The sequence below is a fragment of the Arthrobacter sp. TS-15 genome (assembly GCF_006964045.1).
GTDB lineage: Bacteria > Actinomycetota > Actinomycetes > Actinomycetales > Micrococcaceae > Arthrobacter.
Window position 1 is genome coordinate 34562 of sequence record NZ_SDXQ01000051.1, and the last position, 12486, is coordinate 47047.

Below are 12486 nucleotides of genomic sequence, written 5' to 3' on the forward strand. Positions count from 1 at the left end.
TGCCTAGGCTCAATGTTGTAGCCAAGCATCCCCGCACCACGCGGAACATCGTCGTCGAAAGGCATCACCCATGAGCGTTATCTCAGTCGATACCGAACTTCTCCAACTCAAGTCAGCCAACGTCAAAGGAACTGTGGATCGCATCAGTTCCGATGTCCACACCATGCGGCGCGGCCTTGAGGAACTCGAGGCGACCTGGCGGGGAACAGCAGCCACCAACTTCCAGGCGCTTGTCATGGAGTGGTCCCTGACCCAAAGCAAGGTGGAGGCGTCCTTGGCCTCCATCAATCTGGCTCTGTCAACAGCGGCCACAAGTTACCTGGAAGTGGAGCAGGGAAACACGCAGCGCTTCACCTATTAGCTCACACTGTCGAGTTACTTACGCTCCCATGAACTCCTGCGGGGCGGGCTGTCTTCCCCCTGTGCAGCCGCCTCGCAGGTCAGGAGTAACTTCTGTTCAGCGTCAGTTCTCCGGCCTAGCTTTATTCCGGCCTAGCTTTCAATAGTCCCCTGGTGGAAACGCAGTCGCCATTGGCCGCGGTCCAGCATCCAGACGGAACTGCGAAGTGCTGAGCCCGTGGTTGCGAAGCTTCGATAATTCAACAGCATGGTGTTGTCGCTGAGCCGGTCTGCGCTGAGCAGTTCCAGTTCAGTCGGTTCTCCCGGGTCCTCTTCCAAAGCCACCATCATGGCGTCCCGCGTCCAGAACCTGCCCGAACTCCCGATCTCCGCGAAGTCCGGGTGGAGCAGCACAGCAATCCTGCCAATGTCCGCCCTCACATCGGGCCGAAGCAGTTCCCGCTCCAGCGCCAAGACGGTGTCCTCCGCCGACAACTGCTGGGACGAGGCGTCATCCTCCAGCTCACTGAAGAGATCGGCCTGGCCAAAGATGCCGGATTCGCCAAAGAGCGTCGGCTCAAAATGCGGTCGAAGGCTTCGGTCTGCCTTTGTGGCCGTAGAAGCAGCGCCCACAGCGGAGCCGCCGGCACCGGTGCTCGAAGAGACGGGCAGAGGAGCACTGTCTTGCATACGTGACTCAGCCTGCCGCTGCGGCTCAGCCTGCTGCTGCGAGCCTTCCCGGTCTTGGCTCGGACCGCCGTCGTGGGCTCCAGGGAACCCAGGGCCTGCTCGGTGCGCAACGCCCTGCTGGTAGGCGGTGGCAACAGCGCGGGCGCGCTCGTCTGCTGCTTCATTGAGCGGGTGACCAGCATGGCCCTTGACCCATTCGAAGGAGTATTTACGGCCAACGATCACTTGGTCAATGTCCTTGAGAAGGTCCACATTTAGCACGGGCTTGCCGTCGGCCTTGCGCCAACCCTTCCGCTTCCATCCCGGCATCCACTTGGTGATGCAGTTAATGACGTATTGGCTGTCGCAAAGGATCAGCAGTTCTTCCTGCGGCACGTGGGCCGTGGACCGGAACAGGTCCAGGACGGCCATTAGTTCGCCCTGATTGTTGGTACCGTGCGGCCAACCCCCTGCTCGCCAACAGGAGTCATCAACGTACCAGGCCCAACCGGCCGGCCCAGGATTACCGAGGGCAGACCCATCGGCGGCAGCAATAATCGTCATGGGGTTAATCCTGCCAGACCCCACCGACACTGAAACCGTGCTAGCACCCAACTAGGTTGGGCTGGGACCGCAAAACGGCGGCCCCCACCAAATGGTGAGGACCGCCGTCGTAATGCTATTCAGCGTGATGCCGGGTGCTGTATCGCTACAGCAGGGAGACTTAGAAGCCGCCCATGCCGCCCATGTCGTCGCCGCCGGGAGCCGGAGCGTTCTTCTCGGGCTTGTCAGCAACTACGGCCTCGGTGGTCAGGAAGAGACCAGCGATGGAAGCAGCGTTCTGGAGAGCCGAGCGGGTGACCTTTACGGGGTCGTTGACGCCGGCAGCCAGAAGGTCTTCGTACTCGCCCGTGGCAGCGTTCAGGCCGTGGCCGGAAGGCAGGCCGCGAACCTTGTCCACCACAACGCCCGGCTCAAGGCCAGCGTTGAAGGCGATCTGCTTCAGCGGTGCATCGATGGCAACCTTGACGATGTTGGCACCGGTTGCCTCGTCACCCTGGAGGGTGAGGTTGGCGAATGCCTTGGCGCCAGCCTGGATGAGGGCTACGCCACCACCGGCAACGATGCCTTCTTCAACAGCAGCCTTTGCGTTGCGGACTGCGTCCTCAATGCGGTGCTTGCGTTCCTTGAGCTCAACTTCGGTTGCGGCACCGGCCTTGATGACTGCAACGCCGCCGGCCAGCTTGGCCAGGCGTTCCTGCAGCTTCTCGCGGTCGTAGTCGGAGTCGGAGTTCTCGATCTCGGCGCGGATCTGGGCCACGCGGCCTGCGATCTGATCGGCGTCGCCGGCACCTTCAACGATGGTGGTCTCGTCCTTGGTGACAACAACCTTGCGGGCGGTGCCGAGGAGTTCCAGGCCAGCGTTTTCGAGCTTGAGGCCAACTTCTTCGGAGATGACCTGGCCACCGGTGAGGATGGCGATATCGGCCAGCTGTGCCTTGCGGCGGTCACCGAAGCCCGGAGCCTTGACGGCAACGGACTTGAAGGTGCCACGGATCTTGTTGACGATCAGGGTGGCCAAGGCCTCGCCCTCGATGTCTTCGGCGATGATCAGCAGCGGCTTGTTGGACTGCATGACCTTCTCCAGAACCGTGACGAGTTCCTTCACGTTGGAGATCTTGGAGTTGACGATGAGGATGTACGGGTCTTCGAGGACCGTTTCCTGGCGCTCCGCGTCGGTGACGAAGTAAGCGGAGATGTAACCCTTGTCGAAGCGCATGCCTTCGGTGAGTTCGAGCTCCAGGCCGAAGGTGTTGGATTCCTCGACCGTGATGACGCCTTCCTTGCCCACCTTGTCCAGGGCTTCGGCGATGAGGCTGCCGATTTCCGGGTCGCCGGCGGAGATGGAAGCGGTAGCTGCGATCTCTTCCTTGGTCTCGATTTCCTTGGCGGAGGCGAGCAGTTCACTGATGACTGCCTCAACAGCCTTCTCGATACCGCGCTTGAGGGACAGCGGGTCGGCTCCGGCGGCAACGTTGCGCAGGCCTTCCTTCACCAGTGCCTGGGCGAGGACGGTTGCAGTGGTAGTACCGTCGCCAGCGACGTCATCCGTCTTCTTGGCAACTTCCTTGACCAGTTCTGCACCGATCTTCTCGTAGGGGTCGTCCAGTTCGATCTCCTTGGCGATGGAAACGCCATCGTTGGTGATCGTGGGGGCGCCCCACTTCTTTTCGAGGACGACGTTGCGTCCACGCGGGCCGAGGGTGACCTTGACGGCGTCTGCGAGGATGTTCAGGCCCCGCTCGAGGCCGCGGCGTGCCTCTTCATCAAATGCAATGATCTTGGCCATAACGGCGGTAGTCCTTTCGGGACAGTCGTTAAGAAGGTACCTGTCAGATGGGGTGCCCGCGACGGACGGTCCATTGCTTGCGGCCTCTGTATGCCACGCGCTCCGGACCTCACCCCACCAAGGTGTTTCTTGATCCTCCGCAGATTCGACGCCTGCCCGCCGCCGGGATGAGCCGGGCCGGACTTAGCAGTCGAACCGTAGGAGTGCTAACTCAATAATTAGCACTCGACCGGTGAGAGTGCAAGCAGGGATGCCACTTCCCGCTACAAATAGGAGGGCTTTCAGCCGTGGGCTGACCTACGCGACGCGGACGCCTTCGGCCTGCGGACCCTTCTGGCCCTCCCCAAGTTCGAACTCAACACGCTGACCTTCTTCGAGGGCGCGGAAGCCATCCATCTGAATGGCCGACCAATGCACAAAGACGTCGTCGCCGGATTCATCCACAGTGATGAATCCGTAGCCTTTTTCGGCGTTGAACCATTTGACGGTTCCCAAAGCCATAATGCCCACACTTTCGCAGTAGCCAAGACCGGTTGCCGGGATCTCCGTACCGGAATCAATCCACTGTAACCACTGTCACCATCACCGCGCTGCCCCAAAGAGCGAAGGCACCGCTTTTGTTATTGAGGCTTAACCGAGTTGGGCCTTATCGCTTCCAGCCGGGCGTGATTCTTATTGGAAACCGGGGCCGGCCACAACCACCAGGGGTTGTTGAACCTCAGGCGTTTCCACAATGGTTTGAATGCCCAGCAAGGTTCCCAGGGCCTCAGCGTTCGCCTTTTGCTCCGGGGCGTTGTAGAAGATCACGGACGTCTGCTGCGGCAGTCCACCCCAGTTCCCCACCGTGCTCAACGCCCAACCATCACCCTGAACGAGGCCGGCCACACGCCCGGCCAAGCCGGCTGTTCCAGCGCCGTTGTACACAGCTACCGGAGTGGTCTTGTCCACAGGAGCCGAGGAGGGAGTCGCAGAAGGAGAATCCGACGGCGCCGGTTCGGTGCTGGCTTGACTGCCGGGATCGCCGGAGGCGGACGGCGCGCTGCTCGCTTCAGTGGGTGCAGCTGACGATGCTGTTGAAGTCTGCTGGGGTGCCGGCGTCGTGGCGTTTGATGCTGCGCCCGGTGATACCAGCCCAAGGTTGGGGAGGATCAGGAAGGCCACCAGTCCGAGCACCAAGGCCACTGCCCCAACGGTCAGGACCGGCCACAGGGTGGGGCGTGCGGTCTCTTGGGCGTCGCGGTGAACGCCTTGACGGGACGTGTTCTGCGGAACCCGGTCGAATTCGTCCTTGGCATATTTGGTCATGGTGAAGCGGTGTCCTTGCTGGTTGCTGCTGACTGATCAGCCTGGCGATTTACGCGTCGGACCCCAAGCGACGTGCAGTCCTCGCACGCTGGCGGGACGTACGTAGTCTACGCAGTCTCTTGACGAGCATGGGATCGTGGGCCAACGCGTCCTCGGTATCGATCAGCGCGTTCAGGATCTGATAATAGTGGGTGGCGGAGAGGTCGAACAGCTCGCGGATAGCCTGTTCTTTGGCCCCGGCGTACTTCCACCACTGCCGCTCCAGTGCCAGCATCTGCTGATCCCGTTCGCTCAACGGAGAGTCGCTGCGGGTCTCGGCTGCGAGGTCCTCGAGCGCGAAACCTGTGGCCTGCGACGCCATCGGTTCCGGTGCTGGTTCTGCCACGGCACACTCCTTCGACGCTTATTGGGGGGAAAATGTCCTACCCCCATGCTACGGGCGAATAACAAGGCTGTCATTCGCAGTGCGGGTGCCGCGCGGGAGACAATAGCGTGATGACTGGCGAGGATGCACTCTTTGATCTTGAACCTGCCGACTCGGCCGACCCGGGCTTCGCCGCGTTGTGTGAGGCGCCGCTCGAAGACCTGATGGCTCCCGACTGGGCCGACGCCTTGCGCCCTGTGGAAGGCCAACTCCGGGAGACCCTGAAGTACGTGGCCGGCCAATCCTCAAACGGCGCACAGGTTCTTCCTGCGGCCAAAAACCTGCTGCGGGCTTTCGAGCAACCGCTGGCCGATGTCAAAGTCTTGATTCTCGGCCAGGATCCCTACCCGACTCCCGGCCACGCCGTTGGACTTTCCTTCGCAGTGTCGCGGCAAACACGGCCCATCCCCCGAAGCCTGGTCAACATCTATCGCGAACTCCACGACGACCTCGGACTTCCACCGCGCGTCCACGGCGATCTCGGCGCCTGGACCGAGCAAGGCGTCCTGCTCCTGAACCGAGTCCTCAGCGTCGAAGCCGGGAACGCCGGTTCCCACCGCGGCAAAGGTTGGGAGGCCATTACGACGGCGGCGGTCACCGCCGTCGTAAACCGTACAGACGGCGATGGGCGGCAAAGTCCGCTGGTGGCGATCTTGTGGGGCAAGGACGCCGAGGGCGTGGTGCCGCTGCTGGGCGGGGCGCCGTCCATCGTGTCCGTCCATCCGAGTCCGCTGTCGGCCTCGAGGGGTTTCTTCGGCTCAAAGCCCTTTAGCCGGACCAACGATCTCCTGGTGGGTTTGGGCGCGGACCCCATCAACTGGGAACTGCCGGTTCTGTAGACTCACGGCTGCAACCTCCGGCAGCTGTAACCTTCGACTCATACCCAGCCGGTGCGCAGGTCATTAGCTTAGGCTTGCCTACATGACTGCACTCCCCGTCACTTCATCCGCTTCACGCAAGACTCGCCCGCAGGTGACCCTGACCGTCCTGCGCAACGAACGCCTGTCACCGCACATGGTTCGGATCGTTGCAGGCGGACCAGGATTCAGTGACTACGCGAACAACGAATACGTGGACCGATACGTCAAGATCGTCTTCCCCCAACCCGGCGTGGAGTACGAACTCCCGCTGGACTTGTGGGCCATCCGCGACACCATGCCCCGCGAGCAGTGGCCCCACACTCGTACGTACACCATCCGCTGGGTGGACTTGGAAGCTCAGGAACTGGCCATCGACTTTGTGGTCCACGGCGACGAAGGACTGGCTGGCCCCTGGGCTGCAGCGGCCAAGCCCGGCGATTCACTGACGTTCACAGGTCCGGGCGGTGCCTACAACCCCGCACCTGGCGCCGACTGGTACCTGTTCGCCGGCGACGACGCCGCCATACCGGCCATTGCGGCCTGTGTTGAGGCCCTTGCTCCGGATGCCCGCGGCACCGTGTTCCTTGAAGTGGACAACGAGGCGGACATTCTTCCGATTTCCGCACCCGCAGGTGTGGAGTTGCACTGGCTGCTGCGCAAAGGGATTCAGGCGGGATCCAGCCACCTGCTCCTTGAAGCACTAAGAAACACCGAATGGCTGCCGGGACGAGTGGATGTCTTCGCTCACGGCGAGCGGGGCTACATGAAGGGTCTCCGCGAGATCTTCTTCGTGCAGCGCCGCTTGGAGCGTTCGCAGGTATCGCTCTCCGGGTATTGGGCGCAGGGTCGCGTGGAGGAAGTCTTCCAGGCAGAAAAGAAGCTCCCCGTCGGACAAATCTAGACTCAGGTCAAATCTAGACTCAGGACAGATCCAGACTCAGGACAGATCAAGCGTCACTTCTTAAAGCCGAACGGCGCCGCCTCATTGGGCAGCGCCGTTCGGCTTTTGTGGTTAGCGCCTGCGTACCCTGCGCCGTTCGTTGCTGGACAACCCCTTCGTGAGCGGTCTGGCCAAGTTGTCGCCCAGCACAATGCCCGCCGCCACTCCCAGCACTATGGCGCCGGCGTTGAGCATTCCACCCGCACCCAGAAGGATGTTGCCCCCCTCAACGGTGAGCGCGTACATGGAGCGGAAGATCGTCAGACCTGGCAGCAGGATCAGTGCAGCTGGAACAGCCACCACAAGCTGCGGTGCCCCGAGTTTGAGCGCCACTACACGGCCCAACAAGCCGATGGCCACGGCGGCGACCGCTGGTGACAAGCGGTCGCCAAGGCCGGCTTCGCCCACCCCCCACAAGACGAAGAAGCCCACTATGCCAACTGCCGCCGTCGGGAGTAACAGCCGCATTTGAGTCTGTTCGGTGACGCCGATGGCCACCACCGCGATGGCAATGAGCACTGCCTGGATCCACAGCGGATACGCGTCCGGGAAGGTTTGCGTGACGTCCAGGACGGCGCTGCCCATGAGCGTTCCCACCACCACGGCGACGCCGATACCTGCCACGATCGCACCGAATGTCAGTGCCGTGGAAAGAAAGCGGCCCGCCGCCGTTACCGGGAAGCCGTTGATCGCGTCTTGAACAGATGAGACAAGTCGACCCGTTGGCAGCAGCAGCAGGATTCCGCCGGCAACCACAATGGAAGGAGCAATGTCCACACCCGCCCACCGCAGCATCAGGGCAATAAAGGTAACCAGGAATGCGCACGCCATGGTGTTGAAGAAGTCCGCTGTGCGCCACCGTGCTAGCTGCCGGGAGAGCAGGCTGATCAGGATATTGGAGCAGAAGGCAACCACCGACGCGCCCAGTCCCCCACCCAGTACGCCAACAAATACCGCCGAGAAAATACCGAACGCTATGGTGACCATCCACCGGGGGAACGGTTTGGCGCTGCGGATGATCTCGTTCAACCTGCGCACGGCTTCGTCACGGCCTACTCCCCCTGCCACGATGTCCGTGACCAACTGATGCACCTGAGCCAGGCCAGCGTAGTTGTTGGTCCAGGAGCGCACTACACGCAGCAGCGTGATGGGAGTCTGGTCTTTGGGCGCATAGTTGATGGCCACCGACTGGTTGGTGATGTCCACTTCAACGTTCTTAAGGCCAAGAGCTGCTGTGACCGCAATCATGCTGGTCTCCACCTCAAGGGCACCTGCACCATAACGGAACATGACTTCGGCCAAATGCAGAGCGAAGTCGATGGTCTTGCGGGCCGAAGCGTCCACACCCACCACTTGAATGGTGGGGTTGGCGTAAGGACTTCCGGCCAACCGGTCCACGATGTTCATGGGTGCGGTGGGCGGGCTATCGCCTTGAACCAAACGCATCAGCATGCGCTTGGCGTTGACGTTCTGCCGGACCTGGGATGGCCGCAACGGCTGGGTTTTAGGCAACCCGTCGGTATGGGGCCTGTTGGCGGACCCGTCGGGGCGTTCAGTCACGCGGTGATCCTCCCTTGGCTTGTGTGATTAGCGATTCCTCCGAAATTTTCCTACTACCGGCAATTTCTCAAGGGGCAATCGTCCCAGAACTGTCTGGGCGGCCCCTGCGAGCTTCCTGACCGCGCGGTAGCCATGGAAGATGAGCGGGTTCACCGGCGCTACGAAATCGCCCACCAACTGGACCACCTCGCCACCGAAGCCCTTCTTGAATTCGTAGCCTCCATGGCCGGTTTCATCCTGGCCTTGGATACCGAACGTGCCATAGAAGTTGTAGCGCGAGTATCCGTTGTTCAACGCGTGCAGCATCATGCCCCAGTAAAGGGACGTGGCGCCGTTGAAGTAGATGTAGTCCTGCACTGTTCCGCCAATGACGCACACCAGTTCGTCGCCGGAGCACGCAAAGTGGATGGCGGCCACCGTAGCCACACCCACGGAATCGGGGAAGCGTTCAATGTCCTTGAGGCTGCGCTCGTAGCTGTCCACCAGGTCCTGGACCACTTTGACCCGGTTGGCCTTCTTCTTGCTGCCGGTCTCCTCGACCTCGCGCTTCAGATCGGCCAAGGTCTTGGACTCGGCTTCCAGGCGCTCCGTGATGGAGGCCCGGTACTCGGGAATGTTGATCTTGGCCATCATGAGCTTGGTGAACTCATCGGAGGTATTCCGCAGGAGTTGCTCGTAGTACTCGCGTTCGCGGTACGTGAAGCCCTTCTCATCACCAGCGGTGCTCAGCGCGTTGTAAAAATCGTCCAGCGTCTCCAGCGTGGCCTGTTCCAGGTAGACGCCGTTCTTCTCGGCTTTACGGATGGCCTTGCGCGTGCGGTAGTTCATCCCCATGATGAGCTCTTCGGAGTCAGCGATCCCGTCGAGCTGCTTGATGAACATCCAGTTGATATTGGCGAAGTTCATGTCGAAGCCCTGGTGCGTGAAGCCAAGCCCTTTGAGCTCCTTCAGCAGCGGGCGGTTGTCTTCAACTTCGGGGTGTTCGGCGCCTTCTTCGTCCCGCGCGATGTACCGGATGTTGGGCGAAATGCGCAGCTCGGCAGCCTTCTTGGAGGCCGCATGCTTCTTCAACCGCTCGACGACGAAGCTCACCACTGTGGGGTCGCTGTAGTCCATCAGGGGTCCCTTGGCGCAGTCTGCGGTCTTGTACCCGATGCGGTTGGACGTGTACACCAGCTTTCCCGCAGCAATGAGGGTGCCGCCGCGAGTCACACCGAAGAGTTCCACTTCCTGCCCACGGGCGCGCTGGAAACGCGTCAGATCCATGGACTGGATGAAGCTCCCCTGCGGGTGTCCCTTGGCGAATGTCTCGAAATCAGCGTCACTGAGAATCACGAATTCCATGTCGGTTCCAGCCTCAATCGGAGTCAAAGAAATTACCTCACCTAAAAGTAGATTGCACCCGTTGGTGGCCGGGGCGGGCCTGAATTTGGCGTGCTGGCTGCGGGTGGCCGTCAGTAGAACTGACCGCCGGTACGCCTGGTTTCGAGCCTTCTGAACACCTTCTCAGCGCCCTTGAGCCACAGCTTGTGGCGGACGGGGCCCAGGACAAGGTCATAACAACCCACGAAGTCCGTCACGGTTTTGGTGAAGCTTGTCTTGAACGATCCCAGTCCGTACAGGGGGTGGCTCTTGTCCTTGATCCGGTCAGCAGAGGGTGTGCCGCAGAAGTCGTACTCCACGCAACCGAGCTCCTGCATACGCTGGATCGCTGCCCATTGGACCAGATGGGAGTCGCCGTACTGCTTGCGGTTCTGGGTAGAGCCGCCGTCCTTGTACGTCGCTTTCGATCCGTAATTGATGACGAATGCACCAACGCTAGGTGCGCCGTCCTCATATACGAAGAAGAAGTGGCCCTGCCCACGGCTGCAGAACTCTTCCCAGAACCTGGAGTAGTACTCGTAGCTCCGCAGCGGCATGGAGCCTTTAGCGTCCATGGTGTTCCGCATGAGGGCGTAGAGCTTGCGGTAGCTGTCCTCACCCGGCTCGGCCTGAACTACCTCGCAGCCTTCACGCTCCGCCCTACGCACGGCATTACGGGCACGCGAGGATATGCTGCGGAGGACTTCATTGGCCGGCGCGGAGATATCCAGCAGAGCCGTGGAGTCATTGGACTGGATGTTGGGAGCTTTGACCAGTCCGGCGGCATTAAGTTCTGCCACGGCCTCAGCCGAGTCCACAATGTCAGGCTCGATCTTGATGCTGAAGACGTTCATCTTCTTCTCACGAGCCAGCGCGGCCACTGCTTTCAGGGCCGGCTGAATGTCGCTGACCTCCAGGACGTCCGGCCCCTTGATCAGGTACCAGAGCCGACCCATCACGGGGAACTTCTTCTCCAGGAGCAGGTTGTAGCTGGAGTACTCCTGAGTCTCCACGACGAGCCGCCGGACGAGCCAGCCGTTTCCGTCCTTGACCGCCGCGTAGGCGTCCGACTGCAGCATGTTGCCGCCGTTCGGATTTGCCGTGACGTGCTTGTCCCAGTTATCGATTTCCTCGGCGGTGGCAAAGCGGGCGGTAAATTCTCGCAAGGTGGCCGTGTCCAATCTCAGGGTTTTGGTGCAGTGTTCAAAAGCGTAGTGCGCATGCGGACATGCAGCCCCAAGTCTATCGGGGTATGTGGATATCGCCCGATTCTGCTGGATCACCACGGTTCAGAGCCTGATCTGCTCCATGCTCTCCAGCTCTATGGCCCTGGGTTCCACGCCGGATTCCCGCTGGCCGCTCACAAGCCGGTCCGCATTGATCAGCCTGCTGAGGCTGAGCCCGGTCAGATCCGCTATCTGCCCGATGGGCACTTGGAACGTCCTGAAGGGGCCCAGCGGCGGTGGCTCGCCCTCAAGGAGCCGCTGGACGATTGCCTTCTTCAGCTCCACCTTGCCCAGCATGGGTGACTGGTCCAGGACAAAGCCGACGGCGGCCAGCTTGGCGTCGTTGGTCCATGCCGCAATTTTCCAAAACTTTCGAGGGATCTGAACACCCCGATATACGGGGTCGTCATCGACAAACACCGGCCCCGTGAACACGCTCAGCTTTGCGTCATAGGCATCAGCATGGCCAAGAACGTGGTCTTCGAGCCCCACCCAGAGCTCCTTGCCCTGATTGAAGTCATCAATTTGTGGTGCCGCATTGGTGTAACTAAAGGTGTCCTGATTGGCTTTCTTCGCCGTTGCTGAATCGCCCCACACCGGATCCAGGCGCCGGACCAGATGGCCGCGATCAAACGCATTGTTCTTGTACAGATCCGGGCCGGCCTGCTGCTCCCGGGGGATTCTGTCATCCACATGCCATGACCCCTCACGGGCCAGCGGCACCAGATCCTTGCCGTTGATGTTCACTCCCACAATTGCCGCGAGCTTCCGGGCAACCCGGAACCGCACGGAGAAGTGGGTGTAGTCCAAAAGAATGGTGGTTGCCGACGGACTGGGCAGTTCAAGCCGTGTCCGCAGAAAGTCCCTGCTGTATCCCCCGCTCATGGATACAGCATGACATCAGGGGCTGACAGTAATGGGGCGCCGGGCCCTTCGCTGCTCAAGAAGTGCCACCACAACGGCCGCCACTGGGCCGGCGACGGGCACAGCAAGCGCCAATAGCGCCAACGCGAACCGAACGCCCGGTGAGAAGGACTTAGTGCGAAGTACCAGGATCAGGGCAGCTACAAACAGAAGCAGTGACACTAGCCCGGCCCCCACCACTGCGGCTTCCCACAGCGTGGGAACAATGGGATTTACTTGATCATTCATACGGTCCCCCCAGAGACAGTTGTGAACCCACAGCCTACAGAATCAGCATTCGACGACGTTGACGGCCAGGCCGCCCATCGCGGTTTCCTTGTACTTATGGGACATGTCCTTGCCCGTCTCCCGCATGGTCACGATCACCTCGTCCAACGACACCCGATGCGTCCCATCGCCCCACAACGCCATCTTCGCCGCGTTGATGGCCTTCGCCGCCGCGATCGCGTTCCGCTCAATACACGGAATCTGCACCAACCCCCCGATCGGATCACACGTCAGCCCCAGATTATGCTCCATGGCGATCT

General features: G+C 61.1%; 14 protein-coding genes. 3 read left to right on the top strand and 11 right to left on the bottom strand.

Going from position 1 to position 12486, the window contains the following annotated elements:
- Positions 1-70: 70 nt before the first annotated feature.
- Positions 71-361 carry a WXG100 family type VII secretion target gene (locus EU811_RS20280; protein ID WP_142940099.1) on the top strand — a complete coding sequence of 97 codons (291 nt, stop codon included), beginning with the start codon at positions 71-73 and terminating at the stop codon, positions 359-361.
- A gap of 131 nt (positions 362-492) precedes the next feature.
- On the opposite strand, the gene EU811_RS20285 is transcribed toward EU811_RS20280, so the two are convergent.
- The 5 genes from EU811_RS20285 to EU811_RS20305 all read right to left on the bottom strand — a co-directional run bounded on the left by EU811_RS20285 (position 493) and on the right by EU811_RS20305 (position 5048).
- On the bottom strand, positions 493-1572 hold the full coding sequence (locus EU811_RS20285) for a ribonuclease HI family protein (protein ID WP_142940100.1): 1080 nt from the start codon (positions 1570-1572) through the stop codon (positions 493-495).
- Between the two features lie 160 nt (positions 1573-1732).
- The gene (gene groL, locus EU811_RS20290; protein ID WP_142940101.1) at positions 1733-3358 is read right to left on the bottom strand and encodes a chaperonin GroEL; all 1626 of its coding nucleotides are present in this window, start codon (positions 3356-3358) and stop codon (positions 1733-1735) included.
- Positions 3359-3655: 297 nt separating this feature from the next.
- On the bottom strand, positions 3656-3859 hold the full coding sequence (locus EU811_RS20295; protein WP_011773737.1) for a cold-shock protein: 204 nt from the start codon (positions 3857-3859) through the stop codon (positions 3656-3658).
- A gap of 171 nt (positions 3860-4030) precedes the next feature.
- Entirely contained in the window at positions 4031-4663 is a 633-nt protein-coding gene (locus EU811_RS20300) for a LytR C-terminal domain-containing protein (protein WP_142940102.1), read from the bottom strand.
- Between the two features lie 49 nt (positions 4664-4712).
- Positions 4713-5048, bottom strand: a complete 336-nt coding sequence (locus EU811_RS20305; protein WP_024819788.1) for a DUF3263 domain-containing protein — start codon at positions 5046-5048, stop codon at positions 4713-4715.
- A gap of 110 nt (positions 5049-5158) precedes the next feature.
- Here EU811_RS20305 and EU811_RS20310 point away from each other — a divergent pair, with 110 nt between their 5' ends.
- Both EU811_RS20310 and EU811_RS20315 read left to right on the top strand, forming a co-directional pair.
- Positions 5159-5926, top strand: coding sequence for a uracil-DNA glycosylase (locus EU811_RS20310; RefSeq protein ID WP_187697273.1), 768 nt, complete (start codon positions 5159-5161; stop codon positions 5924-5926).
- A gap of 82 nt (positions 5927-6008) precedes the next feature.
- On the top strand, positions 6009-6848 hold the full coding sequence (locus tag EU811_RS20315; RefSeq protein ID WP_142940104.1) for a siderophore-interacting protein: 840 nt from the start codon (positions 6009-6011) through the stop codon (positions 6846-6848).
- A 111-nt stretch (positions 6849-6959) separates the two neighbouring features.
- Here EU811_RS20315 and EU811_RS20320 read toward each other — a convergent pair whose 3' ends face one another.
- From EU811_RS20320 to EU811_RS20345, 6 genes are all read right to left on the bottom strand, one after another.
- The gene (locus EU811_RS20320; protein WP_142940105.1) at positions 6960-8447 is read right to left on the bottom strand and encodes a threonine/serine ThrE exporter family protein; all 1488 of its coding nucleotides are present in this window, start codon (positions 8445-8447) and stop codon (positions 6960-6962) included.
- 27 nt (positions 8448-8474) lie between these two features.
- Complete coding sequence (locus EU811_RS20325) at positions 8475-9791, bottom strand: peptidoglycan bridge formation glycyltransferase FemA/FemB family protein (protein WP_142940106.1); 1317 nt, start codon at positions 9789-9791, stop codon at positions 8475-8477.
- Positions 9792-9901: 110 nt separating this feature from the next.
- A complete protein-coding gene (locus EU811_RS20330; RefSeq protein WP_142940107.1) occupies positions 9902-10990 on the bottom strand; it encodes a lipid II:glycine glycyltransferase FemX in 1089 nt (362 codons plus the stop codon).
- A gap of 108 nt (positions 10991-11098) precedes the next feature.
- The gene (locus tag EU811_RS20335; protein WP_142940108.1) at positions 11099-11920 is read right to left on the bottom strand and encodes a DNA/RNA non-specific endonuclease; all 822 of its coding nucleotides are present in this window, start codon (positions 11918-11920) and stop codon (positions 11099-11101) included.
- A 15-nt stretch (positions 11921-11935) separates the two neighbouring features.
- Positions 11936-12187 (bottom strand): hypothetical protein, encoded by a 252-nt coding sequence (locus EU811_RS20340; RefSeq protein ID WP_142940109.1) that lies wholly within the window; start codon positions 12185-12187, stop codon positions 11936-11938.
- A 42-nt stretch (positions 12188-12229) separates the two neighbouring features.
- The coding region (locus tag EU811_RS20345) for an L-serine ammonia-lyase, iron-sulfur-dependent, subunit alpha (RefSeq protein ID WP_187697082.1) at positions 12230-12486 on the bottom strand (257 nt) is incomplete at its 5' end.

Excerpts from the sequence above, each read along its gene's own strand:
- EU811_RS20315 (WP_142940104.1), top strand. The coding sequence starts at position 6,009 with ATGACTGCACTCCCCGTCACTTCATCCGCTTCACGCAAGACTCGCCCG.
- EU811_RS20340 (WP_142940109.1), bottom strand. The coding sequence starts at position 12,187 with ATGAATGATCAAGTAAATCCCATTGTTCCCACGCTGTGGGAAGCCGCA.
- EU811_RS20335 (WP_142940108.1), bottom strand. The coding sequence starts at position 11,920 with ATGAGCGGGGGATACAGCAGGGACTTTCTGCGGACACGGCTTGAACTG.
- EU811_RS20325 (WP_142940106.1), bottom strand. The coding sequence starts at position 9,791 with ATGGAATTCGTGATTCTCAGTGACGCTGATTTCGAGACATTCGCCAAG.
- EU811_RS20295 (WP_011773737.1), bottom strand. The coding sequence starts at position 3,859 with ATGGCTTTGGGAACCGTCAAATGGTTCAACGCCGAAAAAGGCTACGGA.
- EU811_RS20280 (WP_142940099.1), top strand. The coding sequence starts at position 71 with ATGAGCGTTATCTCAGTCGATACCGAACTTCTCCAACTCAAGTCAGCC.
- groL (WP_142940101.1), bottom strand. The coding sequence starts at position 3,358 with ATGGCCAAGATCATTGCATTTGATGAAGAGGCACGCCGCGGCCTCGAG.
- EU811_RS20300 (WP_142940102.1), bottom strand. The coding sequence starts at position 4,663 with ATGACCAAATATGCCAAGGACGAATTCGACCGGGTTCCGCAGAACACG.
- EU811_RS20310 (WP_187697273.1), top strand. The coding sequence starts at position 5,159 with ATGACTGGCGAGGATGCACTCTTTGATCTTGAACCTGCCGACTCGGCC.
- EU811_RS20285 (WP_142940100.1), bottom strand. The coding sequence starts at position 1,572 with ATGACGATTATTGCTGCCGCCGATGGGTCTGCCCTCGGTAATCCTGGG.